The sequence below is a fragment of the Mesorhizobium sp. GbtcB19 genome (assembly GCF_019091085.1).
Lineage (GTDB): Bacteria > Pseudomonadota > Alphaproteobacteria > Rhizobiales > Rhizobiaceae > Mesorhizobium.
This window is the reverse complement of record NZ_JAGXJY010000001.1, coordinates 371,367-397,948: the sequence shown is the minus strand read 5'-3', so window position 1 is coordinate 397,948 and position 26,582 is coordinate 371,367. Positions and strand designations below refer to the sequence as shown.

The window sequence follows — 26,582 nt, the reverse complement described above, 5'->3', positions numbered from 1 at the left end:
TGCAGGACTATGTCGGGGTCGTTTGATGGCTGCTTTTGGCAGCAGCCTGCATCGATCGGGTTGACTATGCGCCTGGAGTGATGTTCAATCAAACGAAATGGAATGATGGATTGCATCAGAAAAATTGAAGGCAAACTTCCATGAATGCCCCGCTTAATCATCCTTTGCCGCTGCTTGATCTCGATGTGCTGCGCACGTTCGTGGCGATTGCCGAGACCGGTAGCTTCACCACCGCCGCCAATGCCGTGTTCCGCACGCCCTCGGCCGTCTCCATGCAGATCAAGAAGCTGGAGGACATCCTTGGCCGTTCCGTCTTCGCGCGCGACGCGCGTTCGGTGACGCTGACAACCGATGGCGAGATGCTGCTCGGCTATGCCCGCCGGCTGCTGTCGATCAACCGCGAGGTGGTGTCGAAATTCATCATTCCCGACATCGTCGGCGTGGTGAGGCTCGGTTCCCCGGACGATTATGGCGAGCGCGTGCTGCCGCATGTGCTGAAGCGTTTTGCCCAGTCGCATCCCTCGATCGCCGTCGACGTCACCATCGACCAGAGCATCAATCTGCGCCGCCGCATGGACGACCGCGCGCTCGACATCACGCTGCTGACCAATTCCTACAAGACCAGCGCGATCGGCGCCGAGGTGCTGTTGACCGAGCCGATCGTGTGGGCGGGCGCCAAGGGCGGCTGCGCGCATCTGCGCGAACCGCTGCCGGTGTCGCTGTGGGAAGAAGGCTGCGCATGGCGGGCCGGCGCCCTGGAAGCGCTCGGGCGCGAGGGCCGCAATTACCGCATCGCCTATATGAGCGCCCATACGGCCGGCCAGCGCGCCGCCATCATGGCCGACCTTGCGGTGGCGCCGCTGCCGAAATCCTTCCTCGGCGACGATATGGTCTCGCTAGGCGCCAAGGACGGCATGCCGGAGATCGGCACCTACAATCTCGCCATGGTGGTGGCGCCCGACGCCAGCGCGCCGGTGAAGGCCGTCGCCGACCATATCCGCGCGACGTTCGAACTGTTCCGCGAAACCGGCAAGTTCTAAAGCTGTTCGCCGTTTCACTGAAACGGCGAACAGCTTTATCTCTTTTCCTTAGCGCAATTCCAGACGGAAAACCGCTTCACACTTTTCCTGGAATTGCTCTGGTTATTCGGCCGCCGGCGCGGGACGGGCAGCGAAAGCGGCTCTTGTCCTGCGCGGCGCATGGGCAGGACGCGGTGCCGGAACACTGAGGAAGTCGACGATGCGTTCGCGCGCGCGGCGCGCTTCCGGCATTTCGATCAGCGGCCAGACGTGGAACATGCCTTCCTCATAGACCACGTCGACCTCGACGCCGGCGGCGCGCGCGCGTTCGGCGAAGATCAGGCTGTCGGGGCTGAGCAGATCGCGCGAGCCGGTGAGCAGCAATGTTTTCGGCAGTACCGAAAGATCGCCGTAGAGCGGGCTGATGTGCCAGTCGGAGCGCTCGAAGCCGGCGCTGTAGAGGCGGATCGCCTCCAGTCCGCCTGGAATGCCCAGCCAGGGATCGTGGCGTTCGGCCTCGAACACTTCCGGATTGGACAGCGACATGTCGAGGCCGGGCGAGATCAGCACATGGCGCGACGGCGAGGGCAGGCCCTCCTCGGCGGCCATCATGGTCAGCACGACCGCCATGTTGCCGCCGGCGGAATCGCCCATGAAGACGATGTCCTCGGCGTCGGTCTCCTCGAGCATACGCCGGTAGACGTCGCCGACCATGCCGAACATGTCATGGAAATCATGCTCAGGCGCGATCGGATAGACCGGCACGGTGATGCCGAAGCCGAGGCGTTCGGCCATCTCGGCGATCAGTCCCCAGTGGTAGGACGTGATCTGGAAGACATAGGCGCCGCCATGCATGTAGAGGATGCGCCGGCGTTCGCCAGCCTTGGGGGCGATCTCGTAGACAGGAAAGCCGTCGATTTCGGTCTCGGTGATGTCCAGCCGCGCCTTGAGCAAGGCCGGCGGATGGTGGTCCTCGGTCTTGCGGGCGTAGGCGATCCAGCGCTGCAGGTTCTCGGGGCTGGAAAAAGCCTTCTTGCGGCTGTGCCGCAGAACGAATGAAACGAGATGGCTTTTCAAGCTGGGCATACGAATACACGGATCTCGGCGGAGCCGACTAAGAGAATTCCCCTGCTATCCGAAGATTGTATGTCAGTTAAAAATTTCAAGGTTTTCCTGCTGGCACATCGGCGTGAACCGATAATGCCAGTGTCCGTGTTTGCGCAGTTCCGGACGGAAGGCTACGCCGCTGCGGCAGCAGCGCCGAGCGCAATTTGTTGTCCGCGGTCGCCGAGGCCGATTTCTGGCCCCGGCGCTTGCCGAGCAGCTTGCATTTGTCGGCGAAGGTCATCAGCGCGGCGTGCCTAGCAGCAGCTTGTGAAGGGCTGCCTGCGGATCGCTCGGCGGCGAGGCCGGCCAACCGATGTCCTTCTGGACATGCGCCGGCAGGCTGTTCAACTCGCGGATCGCCTTGTTCTTGGCATGCGCCTGCCTGATGGTCACACCGAAGCGGCCGAGATTATCGAACATCGACATTTTCATCTCCCTTTGAGAGCAGCGGCGGCCGAGTTATCCCCGCCGCCATGCGATGCCCGTTAAATCGCTCACGCATGTATCGGATCGATTTCACGAAAACAGCGTTTCGGTTTCCGGACTGCGCGATTCCGGAAACATTTGCATACAAACGAATTGGATCGGTCGGCATTCCGGCTTTTACCCGGATGCGGCCTTTAGCGGGTTGACAGCATTGACCCGATGCTTTGTTATTGTGCAATGCGATATCGTCTGTACGCACTGCAGCATAGTGCGATCTGGACCCGAGCATCGTGACCAGCATCCACAGTATTCAATATCTGCGGGCGCTCGCGGCATGCGCGGTGGTGTGCTTCCACGTCAGCGAGCAGTTCGGCGGTCCGTTCGACGTTGGAGCCGCCGGCGTCGATATCTTTTTCGTCATCAGCGGCTTCATCATGTGGGTGACGACGGCCGGCCGACCGGCCGATCCCTGGCGATTCATGAGCCGCCGCATCACCCGCATCGTGCCTCTCTACTGGATCGTCACGCTGCTGACCGCGGCTGGCATCCTGATCAAGCCGCAGTTCTTCTACGGCCATGTCCTCAGTGTCGCGAATTTCGTCGGCTCGCTGTTCTTCGTGCCGGTGCTGCAGGACAACGCGCTACATCCCGTGGTCATACAGGGTTGGACGCTCTGCTATGAAATGATGTTCTATGTCGTCTTCACCCTGGTCCTGTTCCTTGGCGAGCGCTGGCGATTCGGCGTTCTGGTAGGCGCCTTGGTTGCCATCGTCGCGCTGCATTTCGTTCTTCCTGCGGGACATGCGCGAGCCTTCACCGATCCCGTCGTGCTCGAATTCGCGGCCGGCGTCGTCGTGGGGCGCCTGTGGCTCCAGGGCGCAAGGCTTCCGCTCGGGGCGGCGCTGGCGATGGCCGGCGCGGGATTTCTCCTGCTTGCGGCCAGTCCGCTGCTCGACGCCGACATGCCTCGCGTCCTGCGCTGGGGGCTTCCAGCCACATTGGTCGTGGCGGGCTCAGTCTTTGCCGAGCGGGCGAGGCCGTTCAAGCCCAGCGCCTTGCCCAGCTTTCTCGGCGACGCGTCCTATTCGATCTATCTATGGCATGTCGTGGTCGGCGTCCTGGCGACGGGTGTCGTCTTGCGGATCGGACTCCCGACGGCCTTGCAGCCGGCAGCGATGCTGGTCGGCACGCTCGCGTTATCGGCAATGCTTTATCTGGTCGTCGAAAAGCCACTCGTCGCGCTGCTGCACCCGCAACGCCCCAAGGGCCCCGTGAAGGCAGCAGGCGCCACGGCCGCTGCCGAATGAGCCTCTAGCCGCCGCCGCGCCTTGCAGCCCGCTCCTCGCGGGAGCGCCGGCGCGGGGTGGCGTCGCCGGCCGTGCCGTCCTCGCTCATTGCCTTGCGCGGCGGCAGCTTCACCGCGGCCGCCAGCTTCGGGAACGGGTCGACCTTGTTCGGCAGCGCCATGGCGTAGACGAAGTGTTCCTGGAATTTCGGCTCCAGCGCTGTCTCAATCTTCTCGATCCGGCTCACCGTCTCCTCGATCTCGCGGCGGTAGCCGCGATTGAGCAACGCCATGCGCGCGCCGGCGCCGGCGGCGTTGCCGACGGCCGAGACCTTGTCGAGGTCGCAGTCGGGGATGAGGCCCAGCACCATGGCGTATTTCGGATCGATGAAGGAGCCGAACGCGCCGGCGAAATGGATGCGGTCGACATGCTCGGTGTGCTGCTTTTCCATCAACAGCTTGGTGCCGGCATAGAGCGCCGCCTTGGCAAGCTGGATGGCGCGCACGTCGTTCTGGGTGATGGTGATCCTCGGCTCGCCTTCCTTCAGCACATAGGAGAAGGTGCGGCCGTTGGCGACGATGCGCGGCGAACGCGCGGCCAGCGAGCCGTCGACGACGCCGTCTTCGGAAATGATGCCGGAAAGGTACATTTCCGCCACGATCTCGATGATGCCGGAGCCGCAAATGCCGGTGACGCCGGTCGCCTGCACGCTTTCGGCGAAGCCCGGCTGATCGGACCACAGTTCCGACCCGATTACGCGGTAGCGCGGCTCGAGCGTTTCGGGATCGATGCGCACGCGCTCGATGGCACCCGGCGCCGCACGCTGGCCGCCGGAAATCTCGGCACCCTCGAAGGCGGGGCCGGTGGGCGAGGAGGCCGCGACGACGCGCGTCGAGTTGCCGAGCACGATCTCGGCATTTGTGCCGACGTCGACGATCAGCATCATCTCGTCCTGGCGATGCGGGCCTTCCGACAGCGTGACGGCGGCGGCATCGGCGCCGACATGGCCAGCGATGCAAGGCAGCATGTACAGGCGGGCGCCCTGGTTGAGCTTCAGGCCGATGTCGGAGGCCTTGATGCGCACGGCGCCGGAGACGGCCAGTGCGAAGGGCGCGCCGCCGAGTTCGGTCGGATCGATGCCGAGGAAAAGGTGATGCATGATCGGATTGCCGACGAAGACGGAATCCAGGATGTCGGCGCGCTGGACATTGCCTTCGGCGCAGACCTTGTCGACGAGGCTAGAGACGGCCTCGCGCACGGCCACCGTCATGCCTTCGCGGCCGTCGGGGTTCATCATCACATAGGAGACGCGGCTCATCAGATCCTCGCCGAAGCGGATCTGCGGATTGGACGTGCCCGAGGACGCGGCAACGCGGCCCGACAGCAGCGACACCAGATGCATGGCGATGGTGGTCGAGCCGATATCGCAGGCAAGGCCGTAGGCTTCGTTCTTCAGGCCCGGCCACAGCGCGATGACGCGCGCGATGTCGCTGTCGGCATCCTTGTGGATGGCGGCCGTCGCTGTCCAGTTGCCCTTGCGCAGGATGCCCTGCACCTGCGGCATGAGGTAGAAGTCGAACTCGAGGTTCTTGAGGCCCCAGTCCTTCATCAGGGCGATTTTGAGCCGGTCGAGATCGCCGAGCGGCTTGTGCATGTCGGGCTCTTCGATCTCGACATAGCACATGCGGATCGCCGTATCGCGGGCGATCACCCTGGTGTCGGCGTCCTTGCGGATGGTCTGGGCGTTGATGACCGTATCCTGCGGAACGTCGATGACGAGGTCGCCGAGGATCTGCGCCGAGCAGGAGAGGCGACGGCGCTCGGGCAGGCCGCGCACGCGCTCGTAGCGCTCTTCCTTGGCGCCCTTGGGCGAGATGTGGTCGTTGGACGAGACGATCTTGTGCTTGGCGAAATTGCCTTCCTGCACTTCGATCTGGCAGCGCCCGCAGGTGGCGCGGCCGCCGCAGACGCTTTCGACATAGACGCCGAGCTGGCGCGCGGCATCGAGCACCGGCGTGCCGACCGGGAACCGGCCGCGCTTGCCGGACGGCATGAACAGCACGAGCGGATCGGTGATGTTGGGCGGAGGGTTCATGCTGGCACGCGTCTCGATGGCAATTGCCGATGCCGTTTAACGGATCGTTTTACTGTTGGGTGGAGAGTCTGCTGGTCCAGGGGCCAACCATGTCGGATCTGCTGCTCTCCGCCGTCCTCACCGCGTTCACCATGGTGCGCGTGATCAAGGGCTCGTGGCTGCGCAATCCGCAATATCTTGCCACCGGGATTCTCGGCGCGATCGTCGGCGCGCTGCTGCTGCACGCTTTCTGGCCCGCCTATGACGATGATTTCATCGTCGGCGGGGTGACGGGCATCTTCGGATCGTGGGCAGGCATGGCGCTGTTCGACGCCATATTGGGCACGGCCTGAGCGCAAAGCAGAGCTGTCCGACCGCATCCTCGATGCGATCGGACCAGCACTGTTTGCGATGCGGCTCACGATTGCGCGCTTATCCCCTGGCCATGCGGGCTTCACGGCCGCCGCGGCGGCGGCCGCCGTTGCCGGCGCCTTCGCCGAGAGCGTTGACTGCCGTCGGAGCCGCGACCGCCTGGCCGCCTTCGGCGGGCTTGTAATCCTTGTAGGTGCGGATCCAGTTGGTGCAGTTCTCGTCGGTGCCGTTCAGCACATTGGCGCCACGCACGGCTTCCATTTCCTGCGGGCGCACCGGGTTCATGATTGCCGAGGTCATGCCGGCGCCGATCACCATCGGGATGAAGGCGGCGTTGATGCCGTGGCGGTGCGGCAGGCCGAAGGAGATGTTGGAAAGGCCGCAAGTGGTGTTGACCTTGAGCTCTTCGCGCAGGCGACGCAGCAGCGCAAACACCTGGCGGCCGGCATCGCCCAGCGCGCCGATCGGCATCACCAGCGGGTCGACGACGACGTCATGTGCCGGAATGCCGTGGTCGGCGCAGCGCTGGACGATCTTCTTGGCGACGGCGAAGCGGACGTCCGGGTCCATCGAGATGCCGGTCTCGTCGTTGGAGATGGCGACCACCGGGACGTTGTATTTCTTGACCAGCGGCAAGATGGCCTCGAGCTTTTCTTCCTCGCCGGTGACGGAGTTGACCAGCGGGCGGCCCTTGGCAACCCTCAGACCGGCCTCGATCGCGGCGGTGACGGAAGAGTCGATCGACAGCGGCAGATCGACCAGTCCCTGCACGATCTCCAGCGTCTGAACCAGCAGGCCCGGCTCCGTCTCATTCGGGTTGACCGAGGTGACGCCGGCATTGACGTCGAGCATGGTGGCGCCGCAGGCGGCCTGCTCCAGCGCGTCCTTGATGACGGTCTCGAAGTTGCCGGCCACCATTTCGGCGGCAAGCTTCTTGCGGCCGGTCGGGTTGATGCGTTCGCCGATCACGCAGAAGGGCTGATCGAAGCCGATGACGATTTCTCGGGTCGCCGAGGCGACGATGGTGCGGGTCATGCGATCTCTCCGTCTGGATATAAAGAGTTCTTTATATCGTTATCTGATTTCGTTCAAGCAAATGGTCGTCGCTCGCGCCGTCAATGCGCGGTCTTCACCATGTCCACCTGGGTTTCGGTAATCTCGTCGTGCAGAATGTGGTCGAGCCGGTCGGCGACCATCTGGTCGTCGCGGCGGATTTCGCGCTTCCATGGCTGGCGGCCCTTCAGCACGCCCGATTCATCGACGATCTCGGCGACATATTCTTCCTGGCGGTAGGCCATCACATGGACGCCGGCGACGCCCGGGATTTCCTTCACCTCGTTGATGATGTCGATGCAGAGCTGCTTGCCTTCCTTCTTTTGATCCTGCGCGCCTTCCAGCCGCTTGATCACCGCGTCGGGGATGTGGATGCCAGGCACGTTGGAGCGGATCCATTTCGCCGTCTTGGCGGAAGCCAGCGGGCCGACGCCGCAAAGCAGGAAGAGCTTTTCGGTGTGGCCGAGGTCGCGGGCCTTCTGCATGAAGGTTTTGAACATCGGCACGTCGAAGCAGTACTGCGTCTGCGCGAACTGGGCGCCGGCGGCGATCTTCTTCCCGAGATGGATTGGCCGGAAATCGTAAGGCGGCGCGAAGGGATTGACGGCGCAGCCGAGGAAGATCTGTGGCGGCGTCGTCAGCTTGCGGCCGGACAGGAACTTGCCGTTGTCGCGCATGATGCGGCAGGTCTCGAGCAGCGACATGGAATCGAGGTCGAACACCGGCTTGGCGCCCGGCTGGTCGCCGGCCTGCACGCCGTCGCCGGTGAGGCACAGCATGTTGGCGACGCCCATCGCGGCGCCGCCGAGTACGTCGCCCTGGATGGCGATGCGGTTCTTGTCGCGGCAGGCGATCTGCATGATCGGCGCATAGCCCATGCGGGTGAGCAGCGCGCAGATGCCGACCGACGACATGTGGCAGTTGGCACCCGAGGCATCGACCGCGTTGATGGCGTCGACCCAGCCGTCGAAGATCTTGGCGCGGTTGTAGACGTCTTCCGGATCGGCGCTGTCGGGCGGGTTGAGCTCGGTCGTCACCGCGAACTCGCCGCGGCGCAGGACGCGCTCCAGCCGGCCGCGCGACGTGTGGCCAGGCAGGGGATCAAGCGGCAGGTGGATGCCGGCCGGGTTCTCGTCGAGCTGGCGGGCAGTCATGACGAAGCTCCGGGGTTCTGGGTCGTTTCGCGCGCCGCGGCGGACTGGGCGGTCACCCGCAGCCAGGCCGAGGTTTCGCGCAGCGACTGATCGACCGGCTTCTGCACGGTCAGGATCTTGTCGCCATGCACCATGTTGCGCGAGCCTTCCCAGGCCTTGACCCAGACGCAGGGCATGTCCGGCTCGACCTCGCAATTGCCGTTGGCACGCACGCCGCCGCAGGGACCGTTGCGCAGCTGCTTGGGGCAATTCATCGGGCACGACATGCCGGTCGACGAAAGCACGCACTGACCGCACATGCGGCAGTCGAACATGAAGCCCTTGACGCGCTTCTCGACGAATTTCACCGGGGCCTCGACACGGCCGTAGCCGATGCCCTTCCACAGCGGGTGCAACAGCAGGAAGACGTCGGCGAACCGGCTGTAGAACCATTCGAGCAGTCGCGAGTGCCGGATCGACCACAGCCGCACGGCAAAGGTGCGCTGGACGCGCCGCTGCGGCGACACGTCGGCGGGCTTGTAGTCGGATTTCGGCGCTGCCTTCTTGACCAAGGTGGCCTGGGTAACCGTCGGCTGCTTGTCAGACATTTTCTTTCCCGCCAGCCTTGACCAGAGCGACCAGCCGCTCGCGGTCATATTTCGCGTCGAGTTCCTGGAACGCCTTTTCGACCTCGGCCTCGATGTCGTCGCCGACAGGGATAGGGTCGGCCTTGCGCCATTCCGCCAGATAGTCGTCGGTGCCGCCGGCGCCGGTGCGCATGGCGCACATGTCGATCGCCTCGGTGAAGCGCAGCGGCAATTCGCGCTTGGCGTTCTGCCGGCCCTTCTTGACGATGACCTGGGCGGGTATGTCGCGCCAATAGACGACGATCAGATCGGCCATGAATTCTCACTCCTCGAAGTCTTGGAGCATTGCCGCAAGCGCTGTTGGGCCGCTTGTTATGGGACGACGCGCGCGCCTTCAAAAGCGACGCTGGCGATGACGCAAAGCGAATGCTGAAATCCGTCGCCGGCTGATTACCAGACGCGCTTCGTCAGGCCGGTCCAGAGATAGAACCAGATCGTCGGGTGATACCACTGCCTGGACGGCAGTGCGGGGTCGATCGTATCCAGCCTGCCGGCCAGCGCATTGCCGACCGCCTCGACGCAGATGTCGCGCGAAAAGGCCGCCTGGCGCAGCGCGTAGCTGGCGATGGTGTCGCCCGTTTGGGCTTTGCCGCGCGCCTGTTTCAGCACGCCGCCGGTGTCGACACCGGCATCGACCAGGTGCACGGTGGTGCCGAAATTCTGCGCGTCGCCGGACGCCAGCGCCCAGTAGCCGCCATTCATGCCGCGATATTTGGGGGCGATGCCGGCATGATAGTTGAGAACGGGGCAAGGTATCTTTGCCAGCATATCCTTCGACAGCAGCCTGCAGCCGGCCAGCAGGACCACGCCAGGTTGGATGCCCTTGATTTCCTTCAGGCATTCCGGCCCGTTGGCCGAAGGCACATGGATGATCGCCTGGCCTTGCCGCGGCTCGGTCGCAAGCTTTTCCTCGGCGATCAGCCGCTCGGCGTGGCCGGCAAGGAAGCGTTTGCCGAGCCTGGTCAGCACCATGGTGCCGAGCTGGCCGATGGCCGAGATCCAGCCCTGCCGCCGCGCGCGGCCGACGAGCAGCCGCTTTTTGGATTCGGGGGATTCGAGAATGACGCTTACCGGGCCGACGCGATCGGCAAGCGCATTGACAATGGCCCAGATATGCGGACCACCTTCGGTGACGACCGCGATTGGTCGCGTACTCGATTCCGACGCTGCCATGGCAAGCACCCGCTCTGGAGACCGGCGGATGCTATTCGGCGCGGGTTAATCCTTGGTGTGCCGCAGTCTTTCAGTCAGCCGCCAAGGCTCTAAATCAAAGAGACAGAGCATGATGTCATCCGAAAACCGCTGCACACTTTTCGGCATCATGCTCTTGGCTCAGCGCTTGAATTCCATGATGTCGAGTTTCGATTCGTAATGGGGCGCGGGGAATTCGATCCGCCATTCGGTAGCGCTGTTGCGGAAGGCGTAGCCGACCTGGTCGCTCTCGGGGCCGCTGCCATAGGGCTTGGCCTTGTCGTTGTTGACCGAGAACGAGCCGAGATAGATGGCGCGCTTTTCGTTGTCGTCGAAAAAGCGGCCGGTGGTGCGCTGCGAGCCGCTGATCTTCGCAAGCCGCCAGCCGGAGCCGTCGTCGGTGACCTTGCATTTGAACCAGCCATAGATGATCAGCGGACTCAGGCCGCCGGCCTTGATGGTGCGGCACTTCCAGTTGCCGGTGAGATCCTTGTCGGAGAAGGCGACGAGCGGCTTCGCGAGCAGGTCATCCAGTTGCTTGACCTCGGCAGGATCGCCGGCCTTGGCCTCGGCGAGGGCCGCCTTGCGCGTCTCGCCATACTTGTCCAGCCGCGCCTTGTCGGCGGATGTGATCAGCTTCTGCACCTCGCCGTCGGCATGGGCGGGCAAAGTGAAGGCGACGAGGCCGAGGGCGGCAAAAAGCAGGCGAGGGGTCATGAAATGTCTTCCTCAATCAATGGCTGGAACAAAGTTCTTTCTATCGCTGGCGCACAACTTACCGGTTCGCCATCGTCTGTCATCCGTGCTTAACAGCGTGAGCTCGGAAAAATGGTGGTCGATCAATGCGAATATTGCTGACGGGATCGTCCGGCTGGCTGGGCAGCGGGCTTCAGCCAAGGCTCAAGGCGCTTGGCCATGACGTCATCGGCCTCGATCCGGTTGCTTCGGCGCGCACGCAGATCGTCGGCTCGATCGCGGATCGCGATCTTGTCCTGAGAACCGTCCGTGAGAATCGCATCGAGGCCATCATTCACAGCGGCGCGCTGCATAAGCCCAACATCGAGCACTTCGAGAATACAGACTTCGTCGCGACGAATGTGCAAGGCACGCTGAACCTGCTCGACGCGGCCGTAGCCTTCGGCGTGCAACGCTTCGTCTTCACCTCGACGACATCGCTGATGATCTCGCAGGCGATCCGCGCCGGTTTTCAGGGCGGCGCGCGCAAGGCAGTCTGGCTGACCGAGGAGATGTCGCCGGAGCCGCGCAACATTTATGGCGTGACGAAGCTTTCGGCCGAGCATCTGTGCCGCCTCTGTCATATCGAGCATGGATTGCCGGTGGTGGTGCTGCGCACGGCGCGTTTCTTTCCCGAGGCGGACGACATGGCGCACGCCATCGAGCAGTCCGACGCCAACACCAAGGCGAACGAGTTGCTGTTCCGGCGGCTGACGGTGGAGGATGCGGCGGAAGCCCATGTGGCGGCGTTGGAGAAGGCGCCGCGGCTCGGTTTCGACACCTTTATCATCTCGGCGCCGACGCCGTTCCGGCCGCAGGACTGCGCCGAGCTGATCGCCGACGCGCCATCCGTCGTCGCGCGCTATTTCCCGGATTATCCACGGCTCTACGCCATGAGGGGGTGGACGATGTTCTCGTCAATCGACCGCGTCTACGATCCGTCGCGGGCAAGGGAGCGGCTGGGTTTTGTTTGCAGGACCGGCTTTGCCGACGTGCTGGCGGCGCTCGAAGCGGAGGCGTGAAATCCTCAGGCGTGAGCCGCCGCTCGCGCCAGCTCGCTGGTCAGGTCGCCATAGCCGGTCGCTCGGCGCTCATAGGCAAGCCCGAGCATGGCCGCGGCTCTCTCAGCGACCTTGTCGAGTTCCGGATCGTCGGTCTGGGCGAGATAGATGAGCTTCTCGTAGTTGCCGAAATAATCCTTGATGAGCTCGGGATGCCGGTCGAGGCCGAGCGGCTTGATGAAGAAGGCCTCGAACTGGCGGCAGAGGAAGTCAGTCATGTAGAACGACATCATGTCGTCCTCGGCGACCTTCGCGTAGGTGTCCATGCCCTGGTAGAAGGCAAAGCAATGCGGCCCGGCCATGCGCTCGACGCCATGCTTCTCGATGACGCGGTCGAGCAGGCCGCCGGTGCCGCAATCGGCATAGCCGACGAAGATGCGCTGGTAGCCTTCTGCCTTGGCCTTCTCGATCGCCTTGTCCATCGCCGGCACGATGCGGTCCGGATAGAAATGGAACTCGGCCGGCAGGCAGGTCAGTTCCAGATGGTCGAGCTTTAGCTGTTGCTTGACGGCCAAAACTTCGCGCGCAATCATCCCGCAGGCGATGACGAGCAGCCTGTCTGTTTGATTCGGTTCCGTTTTTTGCGTCTTGACCAAGTCGGGCCGGCTTTCGCTGCGGGGCTAATATCTGTCGAGGGAGACACCGTTTATGAAACTGCTACGCATCGCGCCGATCGCCATCCTTGCCTGCGCGCTTGCACTCACGGCCTGCGCCAACACCATTCGGGGCGTCGGCAAGGACGTCAAATCGACGGCAAGGGCGGTCAAGGACACCGTCAACTGATCTTCAGCTTCTTCCATCATCTGGGAACAAAAAAGCCGCGCTGCAAGGCGCGGCTTTTTCGATCCATCCTGATGCCTTGGGGTCAGGCGGAAGCGCGAACGTTGTGCTTGCGCTTCATGAAGTCCTTCGCGGTCTCGACAGCAACCGCCGCATCGCGGCAATAGGCGTCGGCGCCGACGGCCTTGCCGAATTCCTCGTTGAGCGGCGCACCGCCGACCAGCACGACGTAATCGTCACGGATGCCCTTTTCCTTCATCGTGTCGATGACGACCTTCATGTAGGGCATGGTGGTGGTGAGCAGTGCCGACATGCCGATGATGTCGGGCTGATGCTGCTCGATGGCGTCGAGATATTTCTCGACCGCGTTGTTGATGCCGAGGTCGATGACGTCGAAGCCGGCGCCTTCCATCATCATGCCGACGAGGTTCTTGCCGATGTCGTGGATGTCGCCCTTGACGGTGCCGATCACCATCTTGCCCTGCTTCGGCGCGCCGGTGGCGGCAAGCAGCGGACGCAGGATCGCCATGCCGGCCTTCATGGCGTTGGCAGAGAGCAGCACCTCCGGCACGAACAGGATACCGTCGCGGAAATCCTCGCCGACGATGCGCATGCCTTCGACCAGCGCCTCGGTCAGCACCTTGTAAGGCGCCCAATTACGCTCGAGAAGGATATGCGTGCCTTCCTCGATTTCTTCCTTCAGACCGTCATAGAGGTCGTCGTGCATCTGCTGCACAAGCTCCTCGTCGGAAAGCTCGGAAAGGATGATCTCGTCGTCGGACATTTTTTCTCGGGCTCCTTGCTGCTCGGAATGACTGCGGCAGCCTAAAAATCGATGCGCCAATACCTAACCCGTGAGGGCGAGCTAGCCATAGCTGATTTGCGACTTCCCGCAAAAGGAAAGCGACTGAAAAAATGGCGCTTTTCTTGTCGATTTTGCGACAGGCGTTGGCGCTGGCTGGCCGTTTCCAATAGGGTGCATGGCTACGATCCGGCAAGAAGCGGCGACGATGGGCCGCCCCAGCCAATTCAGGCCAAGTTATAGGAAGAACGATCATGAGCGATAACGCGGCAGTCGAGCAGGAAGCGTCGGGTGGACGACGCGGACGCGGCGCCAGCGGCGGCGCGGCGGCACGCCGGGCGGCCCGTTCGGGCGGCGGCCCGGGCACCCAGCTCACCTACATCAAGCGCAAGATCAACGTTTACGAGGTCCTCAACGAGGAAGGCCTGGCGCTGATCGAAAAGAACACCGACACGGTGCTGGAAGAGATTGGCATCATCTTCCGTGATGATGCCGAGGCGCTGGCGCTGTGGAAGGAAGCGGGCGCCGACGTCAAGGGCGAGCGCGTGCATTTCCCCAAGGGGCTCTGCCGCTCGCTGCTGAAGACCGCCCCCTCGATCTACACCCAGCATGCGCGCAACCCGGAACGTTCGGTGCAGATCGGCGGCAATGCGACGGTGTTCGCGCCAGTCTACGGTCCGCCCTTCGTCCGCGACCTCGACGGCAACCGCCGCTACGCCACGATCGAGGACTTCCAGAATTTCGTGAAGCTCGCCTATATGGCGCCGTCGATCCACCACTCGGGCGGCACGGTGTGCGAGCCGGTCGACGTGCCGGTCAACAAGCGCCATCTCGATATGGTCTACAGCCACATCAAATATTCCGACAAGCCGTTCATGGGCTCGGTCACCGCCCCGGAGCGCGCGGAAGACACGGTGGCGATGGCCAAACTGGTGTTCGGCGACGATTTCGTCGAGAACAACACAGTGCTGACCAGCCTGATCAACGCCAATTCGCCGATGGTGTTCGACGAGACCATGCTCGGCGCGCTGAAAGTCTATTCGCGTCATAACCAGGCCTGCATCGTCACGCCGTTCATCCTGGCCGGCGCGATGAGCCCGGTGACGGTGGCCGGCACGCTGACGCAGGTGCTGGCCGAAGTGCTGGCCGGCGCCTCGTTCACGCAGTTGATCCGGCCCGGCGCGCCGGTGCTGTTCGGCACCTTCGCCTCGTCGATCTCGATGCAGTCGGGTGCGCCGACCTTCGGCACGCCGGAGCCGTCGCTGGTCTCCTATGGCGCCGCGCAGCTCGCGCGCCGGCTCGGCCTGCCGTTCCGCACCGGTGGCTCGCTCTGCGCCTCCAAGGTCCCCGATGCGCAGGCCGCCTATGAAAGCGCCAACACGCTCAACTCGACGATCCTTGCCGGCACCAATTTCGTGCTGCATTCGGCCGGCTGGCTCGAGGGCGGTCTCGCCTCCTGCTACGAAAAATTCATGATGGACATCGACCAGCTCGGCATGCAGCAGAAATTTGCCGAGGGCGTCGACCTGTCGGAAAACGGCCAGGCGATGGACGCCATCCGCCAGGTCGGGCCGGGCAGCCATTATCTCGGCTGCGACCACACCCAGGCGAATTTCCAGACCGCCTTCTACCGCTCCAACATCGCCGACAACAATTCCTACGAGCAGTGGCTGGCCGAAGGCGAGAAGACCGCGCCGCAGCGCGCCAACGAGCTCGCCCGCCGCTGGCTGGAAAGCTACGAGGCGCCGCATCTCGATCCGGCGATCGACGAGGCGCTGAAGGACTACATCGCCAGGAAGAAGGGCTCCATGCCCGACGCCTTCACTTGAAAGGAGCCCGATTCAGGCCGGGCTAAAGTGGCCGACATCATCCACAAGGAAGTCTGGCGGAGCGCTTTCTCCGACCCGGACCGGAAGGGATGATTCTTTCGCGCGAAGCGGTCGAGGAGATTGCGGCCGCGCTCGCGGCCCACGGCCTGATTCTTCGCGGCGGTTTCAACTTTGGCGACGGTGAGATGGCGCCCGCGGCAGGGGCCGCCGCGCCAGCCCGATCCGTGCTGCTGGTCGGGCAGGCGGGCGCGGCGCCCTGGCCGCATTTCCAGCGCTGGCGGGAACGGCAGGCGAAGGGTATCGCCAATCCGCTCGACAGTTGGTCGCGCGAGGTGATCGGCTCGGTCGCCCGGGAATTCGGCGGCCGTGCCGTGTCGCCCTCCGACCGGCCCTATCTGCCGTTCCAGCAATGGGCGATACGGGCGGAGGGGCTGAAGCCGTCGCCGCTCGGCATCCTCATGCATCCGACCTATGGGCTCTGGCACGCCTATCGCGGCGCGCTGCTGTTCGAGGACGAACTCGCGATCGCCGAACCTCATGCGGTGATTCATCTTTGCGACACATGCATCGAAAAACCCTGCCTGAAATCCTGCCCGGTCGACGCCTATTCCGGGCAGGGCTTTGCCCATGAGGCCTGCCTCGATCATGTGTGCGGCCCTCACGGGGCGCCTTGCCGGACAGGCGGCTGCCTCGACCGCAACGCCTGCCCCTACGGGAAAAGCTATCGGTATCCGGCCGAGGTCCAGGCCTTTCACATGGCGGCGTTCGCCGGCCTGTAGGCATTTTTCTGAGCCGCACGGAAACTTGACCGCGATTGAGATGTCGTGGCTTGCCCTGACGGGCGGCGCGGATATCTATCGCGTGGCAACATGCGGAGCGCGCAATGACGAAGCAGGACGTCGAGATCAAGACCGAGGACGGCACAGCGAAAGCACGGCTGTTTCGTCCAGCCGCGCCGGCCAAGGCCGGAATCATCCTCTACATGGATATTTTCGGTCCGCGTCCGGCGCTCGACCAGATGGCCGAGCGTCTCGCGGGGCATGGCTATGCCGTTCTGGTGCCCGATCTATTCTATCGCATGGTGCCCTATGGTCCGTTCGACCCCAAAACCGCCTTTGCCGAGGACAAGACCAAGGCCCAGCTGACGCTGTTGAGCGGCGGCACGACGCAGGGCATGACCATTCGCGACGGTGCCGCCTTTCTCGATGCGCTCGCCGCCGAGGGCATCGCCGGACCAGTCGGCGTCGTCGGTTATTGCATGGGTGGCGCGCGGGCCTTGAACGCGGCAGCGAGCTATCCGGACCGGATCGTCGCGGCAGCCAGCTTCCATGGCGGCAATCTGGCAAGTGATGCGCCCGACAGCCCGTACCGCAAGGCGGCTTCGATCAAGGCGCGCGTCTATGTCGGTGTCGCCGGCGTCGACCGCAGTTTTCCGCCGGAACAGTCGGCGCGGCTGGCGGAGGCGCTCAGGGTGGCAGAGGTCGACCATGTCATCGAAAATTATGTCGGCGTCGGCCATGGCTGGTGCGTGCCGGATCATAGCGTTTATGACGAGGCGGGCGCCGAGCGGCATTGGAAGCGGCTGACGACGTTTTTTGGCGAGACGCTCGGCTAGCCTGCAGATCGCGGAAAGGGCCCCGTGTAGCGCGAGTCTTCGAACGCTCGCGCCGCCCCTCATCCGCCCTTCGGGCACCTTCTCCCCGTGAACGGGGAGAAGGAAACGGGTGCCACAAAAAAAATCTTTTCATCGCCCCAAGGATTGGCCATTAGCCTTCGTCCAACAGGCAAATGATGGCGATGATGCTGGACGACAGCGAAGCCTCCGATGCCGAACTGATCGGGCGGGCGAGGGGCGGAGACAGGGGGGCTTTCGGCAAACTGCTCGAAAGGCACTATGGCTTCGTCTATCGCGCCGCCTATCGCTGGTGCGGCAAGAAGGCCGACGCCGAGGACATCGCCCAGGACGTCTGCGTGCGGCTTGGCCGCGCGATCCGCGATTATCAGGGCAGCGGCGCCTTCACGACATGGCTCTATGCCATGACGCTGAATGCTTCACGCGACATGATGCGCAAGCGCGCCCGCGACACCGCCAAGGTCGATGCCTATGGCGCCTATGCGTCGATCGCGGGCGAGGCCCCGGCGGAGGCCGACGATCCGGCCGAGGCGCTGTGGGCGGCGGTGCGGATGCTGCCCGACAAGCAGCGCGACGCGGTGCTGCTGGTCTATGGCGAAGGTCTCAATCACGCGGCGGCGGCGGAGGTGATGGCGATCTCGGAGACGACGGTTTCCTGGCACATCCATGAAGCGAAGAAACGGCTGAAAGTGCTGATGCGTTCAGCCGGGGAAGTGTGACCATGGTCGACGACAACGAACTCGAAAGGCTGCGCAATCTCGCCGTGCCGGCGCCGGACGGCGAGGCGAAGGCGCGCGCGCTTGCCGCCGCCATGCAGGCCTTCGACGCGCAAGAAAAAATTTCGACGGTCTCCCAAGGAACGTCCGCAGGCCTTCGTCTCACGGAGCGAGCAAGACAGCTCTGGAGAGAAATCATGCAACGGAAACTCATTGCCACGCCGGCCATCACCGCGCTGGTCGCGCTGCCCATCGCCGGCTATGCCGCTTTCGAGATGCTGAAGGAGCAGCCGCCGGTCATCGGCGGCAAAGGCACGGTCACCGAGACGGTGGCCGACAAGCCGGTTGCGCAAAAGCCTGCGCCCGAACAACCCGCGATCAACGAGCCGGTGGTGGCGGCGCCCGCCAAGGAAAAGAAGACCGACGCGGACGCCGAGACCCGGGCCAATTCGCAAGCGGTACCGGCAGCTCCGAAGCCGGCGAGCGAGGTCGACAGCCTGCTCAAACAGGAGGCGGCGCCCGAGGCCGAGCCCGCCCTGCAAACCGCGCCGGCCGAAAGTGGCCAACTCGCGGCCGGTGGCAAGGACGGTTCGTCCAACAAGGTGATCATGTCCATGACGCCGCCGCCTAGTGCCGACGAGGCCGAGCGCTCCGACCAGGCGCCGGCGGGTGTAGCCGCCGCCATTCCGGCGTCTCCGCCCGCAATGGCCGATTCCAAGCTGATGGTGCAGCCCGCGCCAATGCCTTCCGACCAAATGCAGCCGCAGGAGGAAAACCGCGACCGCATCGAGACCTTCAAGACCAATCCGGTGCATGAAACCGCGCAGGACCCGGTCTCGACCTTCTCGATCGATGTCGATACGGCGTCCTACTCCTTCGTGCGGCGCTCGCTGAAGGAAGGCTCGCTGCCTCAGGCCGACACGGTGCGGATCGAGGAGATGATCAACTACTTCCCGTATGACTGGAAGGGTCCGGATTCGGCCGCAACGCCGTTCAATTCGACCGTCACCGTCATGCCGACGCCGTGGAACGAGCACACCAAGCTCATGCATGTCGCGATCAAGGGTTTCGACGTGAAGCCGGCCGAGCAGCCGAAGGCCAACCTGGTCTTCCTGATCGACGTCTCGGGCTCGATGGACGAGCCGGACAAGCTGCCGCTGCTCAAATCCGCCTTCCGGCTCCTGATCAGCAAGCTCAAGCCCGACGACACCGTCTCGATCGTCACCTATGCGGGCAATGCCGGCACGGTGCTGATGCCGACCAAGGCGGCAGAAACGCAGAAGATCCTCGCAGCCATCGACAATCTCGAGCCCGGTGGCTCGACGGCCGGCGAGGCAGGCATCCGCGAAGCCTACAAGCTTGCGCAGCAATCCTTCGTCAAGGACGGCGTCAACCGGGTCATGCTTGCCACCGACGGCGACTTCAATGTCGGCCAGACAGATGACGACGACCTCAAGCGGCTGATCGAAACAGAGCGCAAGACCGGCGTGTTCCTGTCGGTGTTCGGCTTCGGCCACGATAATCTGAACGACCAGATGATGCAGACCATCGCCCAGAACGGCAACGGCACCGCCGCCTATATCGACACGCTCGCCGAGGCGCAGAAGGTGCTGGTCGATGATGCCTCCTCGACGCTGTTCACCATCGCCAAGGACGTCAAGATCCAAGTCGAGTTCAATCCGGCGACCGTGTCGGAATATCGGCTGGTCGGCTACGAGACCCGGGCGCTCAAGCGCGAGGATTTCAACAACGACCGCGTCGATGCCGGCGATATCGGCTCGGGACATTCGGTGACGGCGGTCTATGAGATCACGCCGAAGGGCAGCGGCGGCGAGCAGGTCGATCCGCTGCGCTACGGCCAGGCCAAGGTCGACAATGGCGGCGTTGCCAATGCCGACGAATATGCCTTCGTCAAGATTCGCTACAAGCTGCCGGACGAGAACGTCTCGAAGCTGATCACCACGCCGGTGACCGCCGCCAACGAGGTCAAGTCCTTCGACGCGGCAGGCGTGGACCAGCGCTTCTCGGTCGCGGTCGCCGCCTTCGGGCAGAAGCTGCGCGACGAGGATCAGACGGCGAATTTCGGCTATGACCGGATCGCCGAGATCGCCAACGCCGCGCGCGGCGCCGATCCTTTCGGCTACAGGGCCGAGTTCCTGTCGCTGGTGCGCCTGGCCGCATCGCTGGACGGCAACAAGTAGGGTCGAAAGGCAGAGACCGAATAGCGAAGGCCGGCAGGTTGTCCTGCCGGCCTTATTTGTGATCGTTAAATTGCGTGGCTTTTCCGGAACCTCGTCGCAATTAACTTTTGTTAGTTCGTGCTGATAGACGAGCATGAGGGGCGGGCATTGCATATCACCACGAACTGGAACGCGACGGCGACGGCAAACACGACGCCGGCGCGTGCTCCGACGCCGGAAGCGACGCGCATCCGCAGCGAGGTTGATGCCGCCCGCAAAACCGCACTTTCGGCGCTCAACAATGACCGTTTCCGCGCGATGCTGGAGCAGATCAGCGACCCGGGCACGTCGGGCGCCCTGATGACGATGGGTTCCGACAGCCAGAAGGTTGTCGATTTCAATACCGCGCTGTCGCGCTACGCCGAAAGCAGCGAATAAAACAGACCTGTCAGGCGCGGCTGCGCCTGCGTTCGCGCCTGCCTTCACCGGCATCCCCGGCACTTGCCGTCTTGTTGCGCATAGGACCGATGCGCTCGACGATCGTCTCGACGGTCGGACGCTCCGCCTTGGTGTGCGCGTCCAGCGCCTTGCGCATGGCGGCAAGATGGGCGAACGAGGTGCCGCAGCAGCCGCCGACGATCCTGGCGCCGGCATCGACCGCCAGCCGGACGTAGTCGGACATCAGCTCCGGCGTGCCGGAATAATGGATCTCGCTGCCGCGGAATTCGGGAATGCCGCAATTGCCCTTGACGATGACGGTCGCCTCCGGCTTCGCCTCGGTCATGTCGAGCAGCGAGGCGAGGATGTCTGAAGCGCCCACGCCGCAATTGGCGCCGACGCCGAGCGGAGCCTGCGACAACCCATCGACAACGCCGTGGATGTCTTTCGGCAGCAGGCCCATCATGGTGCGGCCGGCGGTGTCGAAGGAACCGGTATAGGTGTAGGGCAGGCCAACCTTGATCGCGGCTTCCGCCGCGGCGCGGATCTCGTCGGGCGCCGACATGGTCTCGATCCAGGCGACTTCGGCGCCGCCGGCCTTGAGACCTTCGATCTGTTCGGCGAAAGCATCGACGGCGTCGTCATAGGTCATGGCGCCGAGCGGCACCAGCAGTTCGCCGGTCGGACCGACGGAGCCGGCGACGATCACCTTGCGGCCGGCCTTGTCGGCAACGGAGCGGGCGATTTCAGCGGCGCGCCTGTTGAGGTCATGCACGCGGTCCTGCGCGTGATGCAGCTTGAGGCGGTGGCGGGTGCCGCCGAAGGAGTTGGTCAGGATGATATCGGCGCCGGCGTCGACGAAATTCTGATGCAGGCTGGCGATGGTCCCGGGCGACGTCTCGTTGAGCAGCTCGGGCGCTTCGCCGGCCTCAAGACCCATGGCGAACAGATTGGTACCGGTGGCGCCGTCGGCCAGAAGCACACCCTTTTCGGCAAGCAGAGCGTCAATCGGATTGGTCGCGGTCATGGCCATAGCTTTCATGTCAGGAATTCAAATAACGATATAAAGAAGTCTTTATGTCCAGTCAATGAGTTTGCGGCCAGGGTGGCCCTACGAAGCCGGAGTGATCTCGACCTCGATCTCGGTGCAGGCATCGCCATTGGTCGGGTGGTGGTCGACCGAGCAGGCAGTGACGACAAGCAGGAGGTCCTGTTCGGCGCGCAGCGTGACGTAACCGCCCGGCGGATTGATCGAGGCCTCGACCACCAAAGTCCCGTCAGGTTGCGGCATGGAGTTCTGGAAGAGATCGACCGGATCGGGCGTAAAGGGGAGTTCGATGCCTTCCGCGCCGAGCGCCTTCATCAGATTGTCGCGGCAGTTCGGATGGTTAGGCAGGCCGGCCCGTTCGTAGAGCGCGCTGTCACAGGCCGGGTAAAGCATATCATGCGGTCCGGGCGAGGCATCCTCGACCAATGTCAGCATGATCTTGCCGGCAGCGCTGTAGAAATGGTCGCCCGGTTTGGGAAACAGCCGCTCGGTGATGTCGCGGGTCTGCGACGTGCTCAGCCAGTCGAGCCTGCCTTCGGTCGAGAAGGCCCAGAGGTCCGAGACCTGCTGGCCCTTGGGATCGACGATGCGGATCAGATCGCCGCGCCTGACGCGCATGGACCGGCCCGACTGAGGAGGAACGACGAGGTGACGCGGTTCTCGCATGGATTTCCCTGAAACGATGATCGGCGGCCGGGACGGCGGCCGACCGTCACCATGATAGCGCGGCCGGCGATCAGACAGAGCCTGATGGGAAGGACATTGCGGCCAGTTTTTGCGCGAAGCTCGCGGCTTCGTGGGCGTTGATGTCGGCGGCGCGGATCAGATTGTCGAAATGGCTGGTCAGCGTCCGGATCGGCTGGGTGGCGCTCAAGACGATATACATGTCGCCGACATAGATGGCGGCGCGATAGGGGCCGAAGATCGTATAGGGGATCGAATAGCGCATGCGGCCGTCATAGAGGAATAGGCGGAAGGTCGGGTAAAGGTCGTCGAGCAGCGCCGCCATGTGCAGCAATTGCTTGCGCCGCTCGGCCTCGGGGAAACGATCCCAGACGCCGAGGCCGCGCGCAAAAATCTCCAGCGTGTGGCGCGGCATGCAGACCTCCATGTCGGTCTCGGGCCGGCGGTTGTAGTCGATGCGGTATTGCGTCTCGCCGGCCTGCGCCTCGCGGCTCTTGTTGGCGATGCCGGCTTCGTAGTCGACCAGCGCCTCGGTGCGCAAAAGGTCGGGAATGCCTGCGGGCACGTAGCGGATCTTGGTGCCGGCCGCCTCGGCATGCCATTTTGCCAGCAGCGTGCGGTCGAAGCCGTCGGGCGCCTCCTCGATCTCCAGGCTTTCGCGGATTTCGCCGGTCACGCCTTCGTCGTGGCTCAAGCCCAGCAGCCAGTCGAGCGACACCTTGAACTCGGCGGCGATGTTGAGGAGCGTCTCGGCGCGGGGCAGGCGGGTCGAGGCGCCGGACAGCAGTTGCGACAGCGCCGAGCGGTCGATGCCGACCGCCGTCGCGAAGGCCGACTGGTTCAGGTCGGAGCGTGTCAAGAGCAATTTCAGGCGCTCCCGGAAGGTCGTCGACAGATCGCGCTTGTCCATCAGGGCTGCTCCCGGTTCGAAGAGGAAAAATTTGCGCCGGAGCCGTACTGAACGTGGCTCAGGCGGAAATGAATCCCCATATTTGTTTACAATGTATAACATCTGCCGCCAAAAATGCGCATTCGCAACAGTTTGTGCGCATTGTCGCGTTGATGTCACGGCAGGCTCCTGACACAATGCTGTCAGGAATCGAGGGGGTTCCGGCGACTGAAAGGCAGTGGTCGATAGCATGGCAAGCATGAATACCGGCATGAACAAGAGACGTAGCAGCACACCAGCGGTCGAATGGCCGACAGTCTTTCTCACACTCTTCTGCTACGGTGCCTGGCTCGCCATCGGCTTCCTGCTCTGGCCTTCCTGCCCGCTTCTCGCCCTCATCCTTCTCGCCTTGATCGCGGCGCTGCAATCCTCGCTGATGCATGAGGTGCTGCATGGTCATCCGACCCGCAACGCCAGGATCAACGAAGCCTTCGTCTTCCTGCCGATCGGCATGGTCTGGCCGTTCCGCCGCTTCAAGACGATCCACCTTCGCCATCATGCCGACGAGCGTCTGACCGATCCGCTCGACGATCCGGAAAGCTATTACCAGGCGCTCTGGATGCATGAGGAACTGCCGCCGGCAATGAAGGTCCTGCTCAAGATCAACAACACCATGGTCGGCCGCTTCATCCTCGGCCCGTGGCTGTCCTCGGTCGGCTTCTTTATCGACGATGCCAAGCATATCGCCGCCGGCGACAAGGCGATCCGCAAGGCCTGGCTGCTGCACGCCATCGGCCTCGCCGTGGTGGTGCCGATCGTGACGCTCGGCTTCGGCATTCCGCTCTGGCTCTATATCCTCGTGCCGGTCTGGCTCGGCCAGTCGCTGATCTCGGTCCGCACCTATGCCGAGCATCAGTGGTCGGAACATCCGGAAGGGCGCACGGTGATCGTCGAGCGCTCGCCGCTCTCCTTCCTGTTCCTCAACAACAATCTGCATTTCGTTCATCACAAGAGCCCGACCATTGCCTGGTACAAGCTGCCGAAGCTGTTTCGCGATCGTCGCGAGGAATGGCTGCGGATGAACAATGGCTACGCCTATCCGAACTATTTCGCCATGCTGAAGGCCCATGCCTTCAAGGCCAAGGAACCGATCGTCCATCCGGTGCTGAGGCGCTCGCCTGAACCCGGCCGCGCTTTCAAGCCCCGTGTCCGGGCGCGCAATGTCAGCGGGCTTGGCACGGCGCCGGTTCCGGCCGAGCCGCCGAAAGAGTAATCTCGACTTTCCGCGACCGCTTTTTTCGCGGCGGAACGCAGGCGCCGAGGATCGCCTGCCTTTGAAAGCTATTCGACATGAGCAAGTTCGTTGCGGCCCTGCCGATGTATGACTGGCCCGAAGCGCGTGGCGAGGTCGACGCGCAATGGGCGCTTCTCGGCGACGCCATCCGGCAAAGGGGCATCGATGCGCCGGAGGCGGTGGTGCGCAGCAATCGCGAGCTGCCGGAGGTGCCCGGCGGCATCCTCGACGCCGCCGGCGAGCTGATCGCGCCCGACCCGGCGACTTTGCCCCCGGACGAGCTGGATTTTCACCAGCTCTGGCTGAGCCCGGCGCTGCTCTTCGGGCAGACCTGCTGGGGGCCGATGGAGCTCGGCCTTGCGCGGCATGTGCAGGTGATTGCCCAGCCGAATTACGATGCGTTCGAGGGCGGGCAGGGCGAACTCTATTCCAGCGCGCTGGTGATGGCCGCGGATGGCGGATCCTCGGTAGCCTCGCCGCGGGACGGCAAGGCCGCCATCCCGATCGATCTTCTGCGCGGCAAGCGCTTCACCTTCAACAATCCGGATTCGATGTCCGGCTTGCTCGGGCTGACGCGCGACCTGGAAGCGATGGGCGAAAGCCTGGATATCTTCGCCTCGCGCAGCGAAAGCGGCGGCCACCGGTCGTCGATCGTCGCCATCGCCGAGGGCAGGGCCGATATCGCGGCCATCGACTGCCAGAGTTGGGCGCTGGCGCAGCGCTTCGAACCGGCCGCGCGGGACGTCAAAATCGTCGGATGGACGGCGCGGCGCAAGGGCCTGCCCTATATCACCGCGAGGACCACCCCGGCCTCGGTCGTTGCCGCGATGCGCGAGGCCGTCGCGGCGGTCGAAGGCGGTGCCTCAGCGCAGTCGCGCATCCAGCGGATAGGATGAAAGCTTCTCGTTGCCGGTCCCGGTGACCAGGATCTGCTCCTCGATCTTGACGCCTTCGCGCCCGCCCAGCCTGCCGATGTAGCTCTCGACGCAAAGCACCATGCCGGGTTCGAGCTCGCCGTCCGGCGTGTCGGCGGTCCAATCGCTTGCGTGCGGCAGCGTCGGATATTCGTCGGCCAGGCCGACGCCATGGTAGAGCACGCCGTAGCGGGTCGGGAAGCAGTCGCCCGGCGGCACCGCCGAGCGCTCGACGAGGTCGCGGAAGGAGATGCCCGGCCGCATCAGATCAATGTTGTGGGCGATCTGGTCGGCGGCGATGCGGAAGAGATCACGCTGCTCGTTCGAGGGTTGCCTGTCGCCGCAAAGCCAGGTGCGCGAAAGGTCGGCGCAGAAGCCGTATGGACCGATCAGGTCGGTGTCGAAGGCGACGAGGTCGCCGTTCTCGATGACGCGCGAGGAGCATTCCTGGAACCAGGGGTTGGTTCGCGGCCCCGACGACAGCAGCCGCGTTTCGATCCATTCGCCGCCGCGCGCGATGTTGCCGCGATGCAGTTCCGCCCATAGCTCGTTCTCGGAGATGCCGGGTTTCAGCGCCGCTTCCATCTCGCCCATCGCCGCCTCGCAGGCGACGATCGAACGGCGCATGGCAAGGATCTCGTCCGGCGATTTGATGAGCCGGGCTTTTTCCATCACCGCCTCGCCATTGCCGACGGAAATGCCGCGGCGGGCGAGCTCTTCGACGCCTTCGGGATTGATGTGGTCGACAGCGATGCGGCGATTGCCGCCGAACTCGGCCATGAGCTCGGCAATGCCGGCTCCCCAGCGGCGGACCTTCGCATCGGTCAACTCGCCGCTGTAGAGATACATCCACGATACTGCCGGCCTCACTTCGTCGACGACGCCCGAATGGTCGGACAGGTGCTCGCAGGAAAAATAGTCGAACAGCACCACCGGCCCCTCGGTGGCGACGAAGCAGTGGCGGGTCGGATTGTGCGCGACCCAGAGCTGCATGTTGGTCGAGTCCGTCGCATAGCGGATGTTGACCGGGTCGTAGAGCAGGGCGCCCGCATAGTCGCGGCGCTTCAGCTCGGCGCGGATGCGCTCCAGCCGGTATTTGCGCATGGCGGGCAGGTTGGGCGCCGCAATGCCGGCCGCCGCCCATTCGGCCTCCGCTGTCGCGCCATAACCCAGCACATGCTGGTTGAGCGAGGCCGCCTTCTCACGCGAGGCTTCGCGAAGCGCTTCGACCGAGCCGGGTTCGAAGGGCATGATCTTGCGGTGGCGGCCGA

General features: G+C 63.9%; 29 protein-coding genes. 13 read left to right on the top strand and 16 right to left on the bottom strand.

The window, feature by feature from the left end:
• Positions 1-140: 140 nt before the first annotated feature.
• The gene (locus KVT37_RS01880) at positions 141-1,040 is read left to right on the top strand and encodes a LysR substrate-binding domain-containing protein (protein ID WP_140627085.1); all 900 of its coding nucleotides are present in this window, start codon (positions 141-143) and stop codon (positions 1,038-1,040) included.
• 102 nt (positions 1,041-1,142) lie between these two features.
• Here KVT37_RS01880 and KVT37_RS01875 read toward each other — a convergent pair whose 3' ends face one another.
• The 3 genes from KVT37_RS01875 to KVT37_RS01865 all read right to left on the bottom strand — a co-directional run bounded on the left by KVT37_RS01875 (position 1,143) and on the right by KVT37_RS01865 (position 2,552).
• Positions 1,143-2,105 carry an alpha/beta hydrolase gene (locus KVT37_RS01875; RefSeq protein WP_217569056.1) on the bottom strand — a complete coding sequence of 321 codons (963 nt, stop codon included), beginning with the start codon at positions 2,103-2,105 and terminating at the stop codon, positions 1,143-1,145.
• 76 nt (positions 2,106-2,181) lie between these two features.
• Positions 2,182-2,367 carry a hypothetical protein gene (locus tag KVT37_RS01870; RefSeq protein WP_217569054.1) on the bottom strand — a complete coding sequence of 62 codons (186 nt, stop codon included), beginning with the start codon at positions 2,365-2,367 and terminating at the stop codon, positions 2,182-2,184.
• Positions 2,367-2,552, bottom strand: a complete 186-nt coding sequence (locus tag KVT37_RS01865) for a hypothetical protein (RefSeq protein WP_217569052.1) — start codon at positions 2,550-2,552, stop codon at positions 2,367-2,369. Before KVT37_RS01865 ends, KVT37_RS01870 begins: the two co-directional genes overlap by 1 nt.
• 290 nt (positions 2,553-2,842) lie before the next feature.
• On the opposite strand from KVT37_RS01865, the gene KVT37_RS01860 reads away from it, so the two are divergent.
• Positions 2,843-3,859 carry an acyltransferase gene (locus tag KVT37_RS01860; protein WP_308642537.1) on the top strand — a complete coding sequence of 339 codons (1,017 nt, stop codon included), beginning with the start codon at positions 2,843-2,845 and terminating at the stop codon, positions 3,857-3,859.
• Between the two features lie 4 nt (positions 3,860-3,863).
• On the opposite strand, the gene KVT37_RS01855 is transcribed toward KVT37_RS01860, so the two are convergent.
• The gene (locus tag KVT37_RS01855; RefSeq protein WP_217569050.1) at positions 3,864-5,933 is read right to left on the bottom strand and encodes an ASKHA domain-containing protein; all 2,070 of its coding nucleotides are present in this window, start codon (positions 5,931-5,933) and stop codon (positions 3,864-3,866) included.
• A gap of 89 nt (positions 5,934-6,022) precedes the next feature.
• Here KVT37_RS01855 and KVT37_RS01850 point away from each other — a divergent pair, with 89 nt between their 5' ends.
• Positions 6,023-6,265, top strand: coding sequence for a hypothetical protein (locus KVT37_RS01850; RefSeq protein ID WP_254633746.1), 243 nt, complete (start codon positions 6,023-6,025; stop codon positions 6,263-6,265).
• 79 nt (positions 6,266-6,344) lie between these two features.
• On the opposite strand, the gene KVT37_RS01845 is transcribed toward KVT37_RS01850, so the two are convergent.
• From KVT37_RS01845 to KVT37_RS01820, 6 genes are all read right to left on the bottom strand, one after another.
• A complete protein-coding gene (locus tag KVT37_RS01845; RefSeq protein WP_217569048.1) occupies positions 6,345-7,319 on the bottom strand; it encodes a methyltetrahydrofolate cobalamin methyltransferase in 975 nt (324 codons plus the stop codon).
• Between the two features lie 80 nt (positions 7,320-7,399).
• Positions 7,400-8,491, bottom strand: coding sequence for a methylenetetrahydrofolate reductase (locus tag KVT37_RS01840; protein WP_217569046.1), 1,092 nt, complete (start codon positions 8,489-8,491; stop codon positions 7,400-7,402).
• Entirely contained in the window at positions 8,488-9,078 is a 591-nt protein-coding gene (locus KVT37_RS01835) for a methylenetetrahydrofolate reductase C-terminal domain-containing protein (RefSeq protein WP_217569044.1), read from the bottom strand. Before KVT37_RS01835 ends, KVT37_RS01840 begins: the two co-directional genes overlap by 4 nt.
• Positions 9,071-9,373: a virulence factor gene (locus tag KVT37_RS01830; RefSeq protein WP_112099163.1), complete on the bottom strand. Its 303-nt coding sequence runs from the start codon at positions 9,371-9,373 to the stop codon at positions 9,071-9,073. Before KVT37_RS01830 ends, KVT37_RS01835 begins: the two co-directional genes overlap by 8 nt.
• Before the next feature lie 134 nt (positions 9,374-9,507).
• The gene (locus tag KVT37_RS01825) at positions 9,508-10,290 is read right to left on the bottom strand and encodes a formyl transferase (RefSeq protein ID WP_217569042.1); all 783 of its coding nucleotides are present in this window, start codon (positions 10,288-10,290) and stop codon (positions 9,508-9,510) included.
• Between the two features lie 159 nt (positions 10,291-10,449).
• The gene (locus tag KVT37_RS01820; protein ID WP_217569040.1) at positions 10,450-11,025 is read right to left on the bottom strand and encodes a DUF4893 domain-containing protein; all 576 of its coding nucleotides are present in this window, start codon (positions 11,023-11,025) and stop codon (positions 10,450-10,452) included.
• A gap of 125 nt (positions 11,026-11,150) precedes the next feature.
• Between KVT37_RS01820 and KVT37_RS01815 the strand changes: the two genes are divergently transcribed.
• Positions 11,151-12,065, top strand: coding sequence for an NAD(P)-dependent oxidoreductase (locus KVT37_RS01815; protein ID WP_217569038.1), 915 nt, complete (start codon positions 11,151-11,153; stop codon positions 12,063-12,065).
• 5 nt (positions 12,066-12,070) lie between these two features.
• Here KVT37_RS01815 and KVT37_RS01810 read toward each other — a convergent pair whose 3' ends face one another.
• On the bottom strand, positions 12,071-12,700 hold the full coding sequence (locus tag KVT37_RS01810) for a DUF1638 domain-containing protein (protein ID WP_217569036.1): 630 nt from the start codon (positions 12,698-12,700) through the stop codon (positions 12,071-12,073).
• Between the two features lie 52 nt (positions 12,701-12,752).
• Here KVT37_RS01810 and KVT37_RS01805 point away from each other — a divergent pair, with 52 nt between their 5' ends.
• Positions 12,753-12,887 (top strand): entericidin A/B family lipoprotein, encoded by a 135-nt coding sequence (locus KVT37_RS01805; protein WP_041003961.1) that lies wholly within the window; start codon positions 12,753-12,755, stop codon positions 12,885-12,887.
• 82 nt (positions 12,888-12,969) lie between these two features.
• Here the strand turns inward: KVT37_RS01805 and KVT37_RS01800 are convergent, their stop codons facing one another.
• Entirely contained in the window at positions 12,970-13,668 is a 699-nt protein-coding gene (locus KVT37_RS01800; RefSeq protein WP_126099636.1) for a B12-binding domain-containing protein, read from the bottom strand.
• 272 nt (positions 13,669-13,940) lie between these two features.
• On the opposite strand from KVT37_RS01800, the gene KVT37_RS01795 reads away from it, so the two are divergent.
• From KVT37_RS01795 to KVT37_RS01770, 6 genes are all read left to right on the top strand, one after another.
• Complete coding sequence (locus tag KVT37_RS01795) at positions 13,941-15,515, top strand: trimethylamine methyltransferase family protein (protein ID WP_217569034.1); 1,575 nt, start codon at positions 13,941-13,943, stop codon at positions 15,513-15,515.
• An 89-nt stretch (positions 15,516-15,604) separates the two neighbouring features.
• The gene (locus tag KVT37_RS01790; RefSeq protein WP_217569032.1) at positions 15,605-16,294 is read left to right on the top strand and encodes a 4Fe-4S dicluster domain-containing protein; all 690 of its coding nucleotides are present in this window, start codon (positions 15,605-15,607) and stop codon (positions 16,292-16,294) included.
• Positions 16,295-16,398: 104 nt separating this feature from the next.
• Entirely contained in the window at positions 16,399-17,130 is a 732-nt protein-coding gene (locus KVT37_RS01785) for a dienelactone hydrolase family protein (RefSeq protein WP_217569029.1), read from the top strand.
• A 176-nt stretch (positions 17,131-17,306) separates the two neighbouring features.
• Positions 17,307-17,867 (top strand): RNA polymerase sigma factor, encoded by a 561-nt coding sequence (locus KVT37_RS01780; protein WP_217569884.1) that lies wholly within the window; start codon positions 17,307-17,309, stop codon positions 17,865-17,867.
• Between the two features lie 2 nt (positions 17,868-17,869).
• On the top strand, positions 17,870-20,065 hold the full coding sequence (locus KVT37_RS01775; protein ID WP_217569027.1) for a VWA domain-containing protein: 2,196 nt from the start codon (positions 17,870-17,872) through the stop codon (positions 20,063-20,065).
• A gap of 147 nt (positions 20,066-20,212) precedes the next feature.
• On the top strand, positions 20,213-20,482 hold the full coding sequence (locus tag KVT37_RS01770) for a hypothetical protein (protein ID WP_254633745.1): 270 nt from the start codon (positions 20,213-20,215) through the stop codon (positions 20,480-20,482).
• Between the two features lie 10 nt (positions 20,483-20,492).
• Here KVT37_RS01770 and bmt read toward each other — a convergent pair whose 3' ends face one another.
• The 3 genes from bmt to KVT37_RS01755 form a co-directional block, all read right to left on the bottom strand.
• On the bottom strand, positions 20,493-21,509 hold the full coding sequence (gene bmt, locus KVT37_RS01765) for a betaine--homocysteine S-methyltransferase (protein WP_217569880.1): 1,017 nt from the start codon (positions 21,507-21,509) through the stop codon (positions 20,493-20,495).
• An 84-nt stretch (positions 21,510-21,593) separates the two neighbouring features.
• Entirely contained in the window at positions 21,594-22,196 is a 603-nt protein-coding gene (locus tag KVT37_RS01760; protein ID WP_217569025.1) for a DUF1989 domain-containing protein, read from the bottom strand.
• A gap of 70 nt (positions 22,197-22,266) precedes the next feature.
• A complete protein-coding gene (locus tag KVT37_RS01755; protein WP_217569023.1) occupies positions 22,267-23,124 on the bottom strand; it encodes a helix-turn-helix domain-containing protein in 858 nt (285 codons plus the stop codon).
• Positions 23,125-23,374: 250 nt separating this feature from the next.
• Here KVT37_RS01755 and KVT37_RS01750 point away from each other — a divergent pair, with 250 nt between their 5' ends.
• A complete protein-coding gene (locus tag KVT37_RS01750; RefSeq protein ID WP_217569021.1) occupies positions 23,375-24,376 on the top strand; it encodes a fatty acid desaturase in 1,002 nt (333 codons plus the stop codon).
• A gap of 77 nt (positions 24,377-24,453) precedes the next feature.
• Positions 24,454-25,293 (top strand): phosphate/phosphite/phosphonate ABC transporter substrate-binding protein, encoded by an 840-nt coding sequence (locus tag KVT37_RS01745; RefSeq protein WP_217569020.1) that lies wholly within the window; start codon positions 24,454-24,456, stop codon positions 25,291-25,293.
• Here the strand turns inward: KVT37_RS01745 and KVT37_RS01740 are convergent.
• Entirely contained in the window at positions 25,261-26,562 is a 1,302-nt protein-coding gene (locus KVT37_RS01740; RefSeq protein ID WP_217569877.1) for a Xaa-Pro peptidase family protein, read from the bottom strand. The two genes, KVT37_RS01745 and KVT37_RS01740, sit on opposite strands and share 33 nt — an antisense overlap.
• Positions 26,563-26,582: the final 20 nt, after the last annotated feature.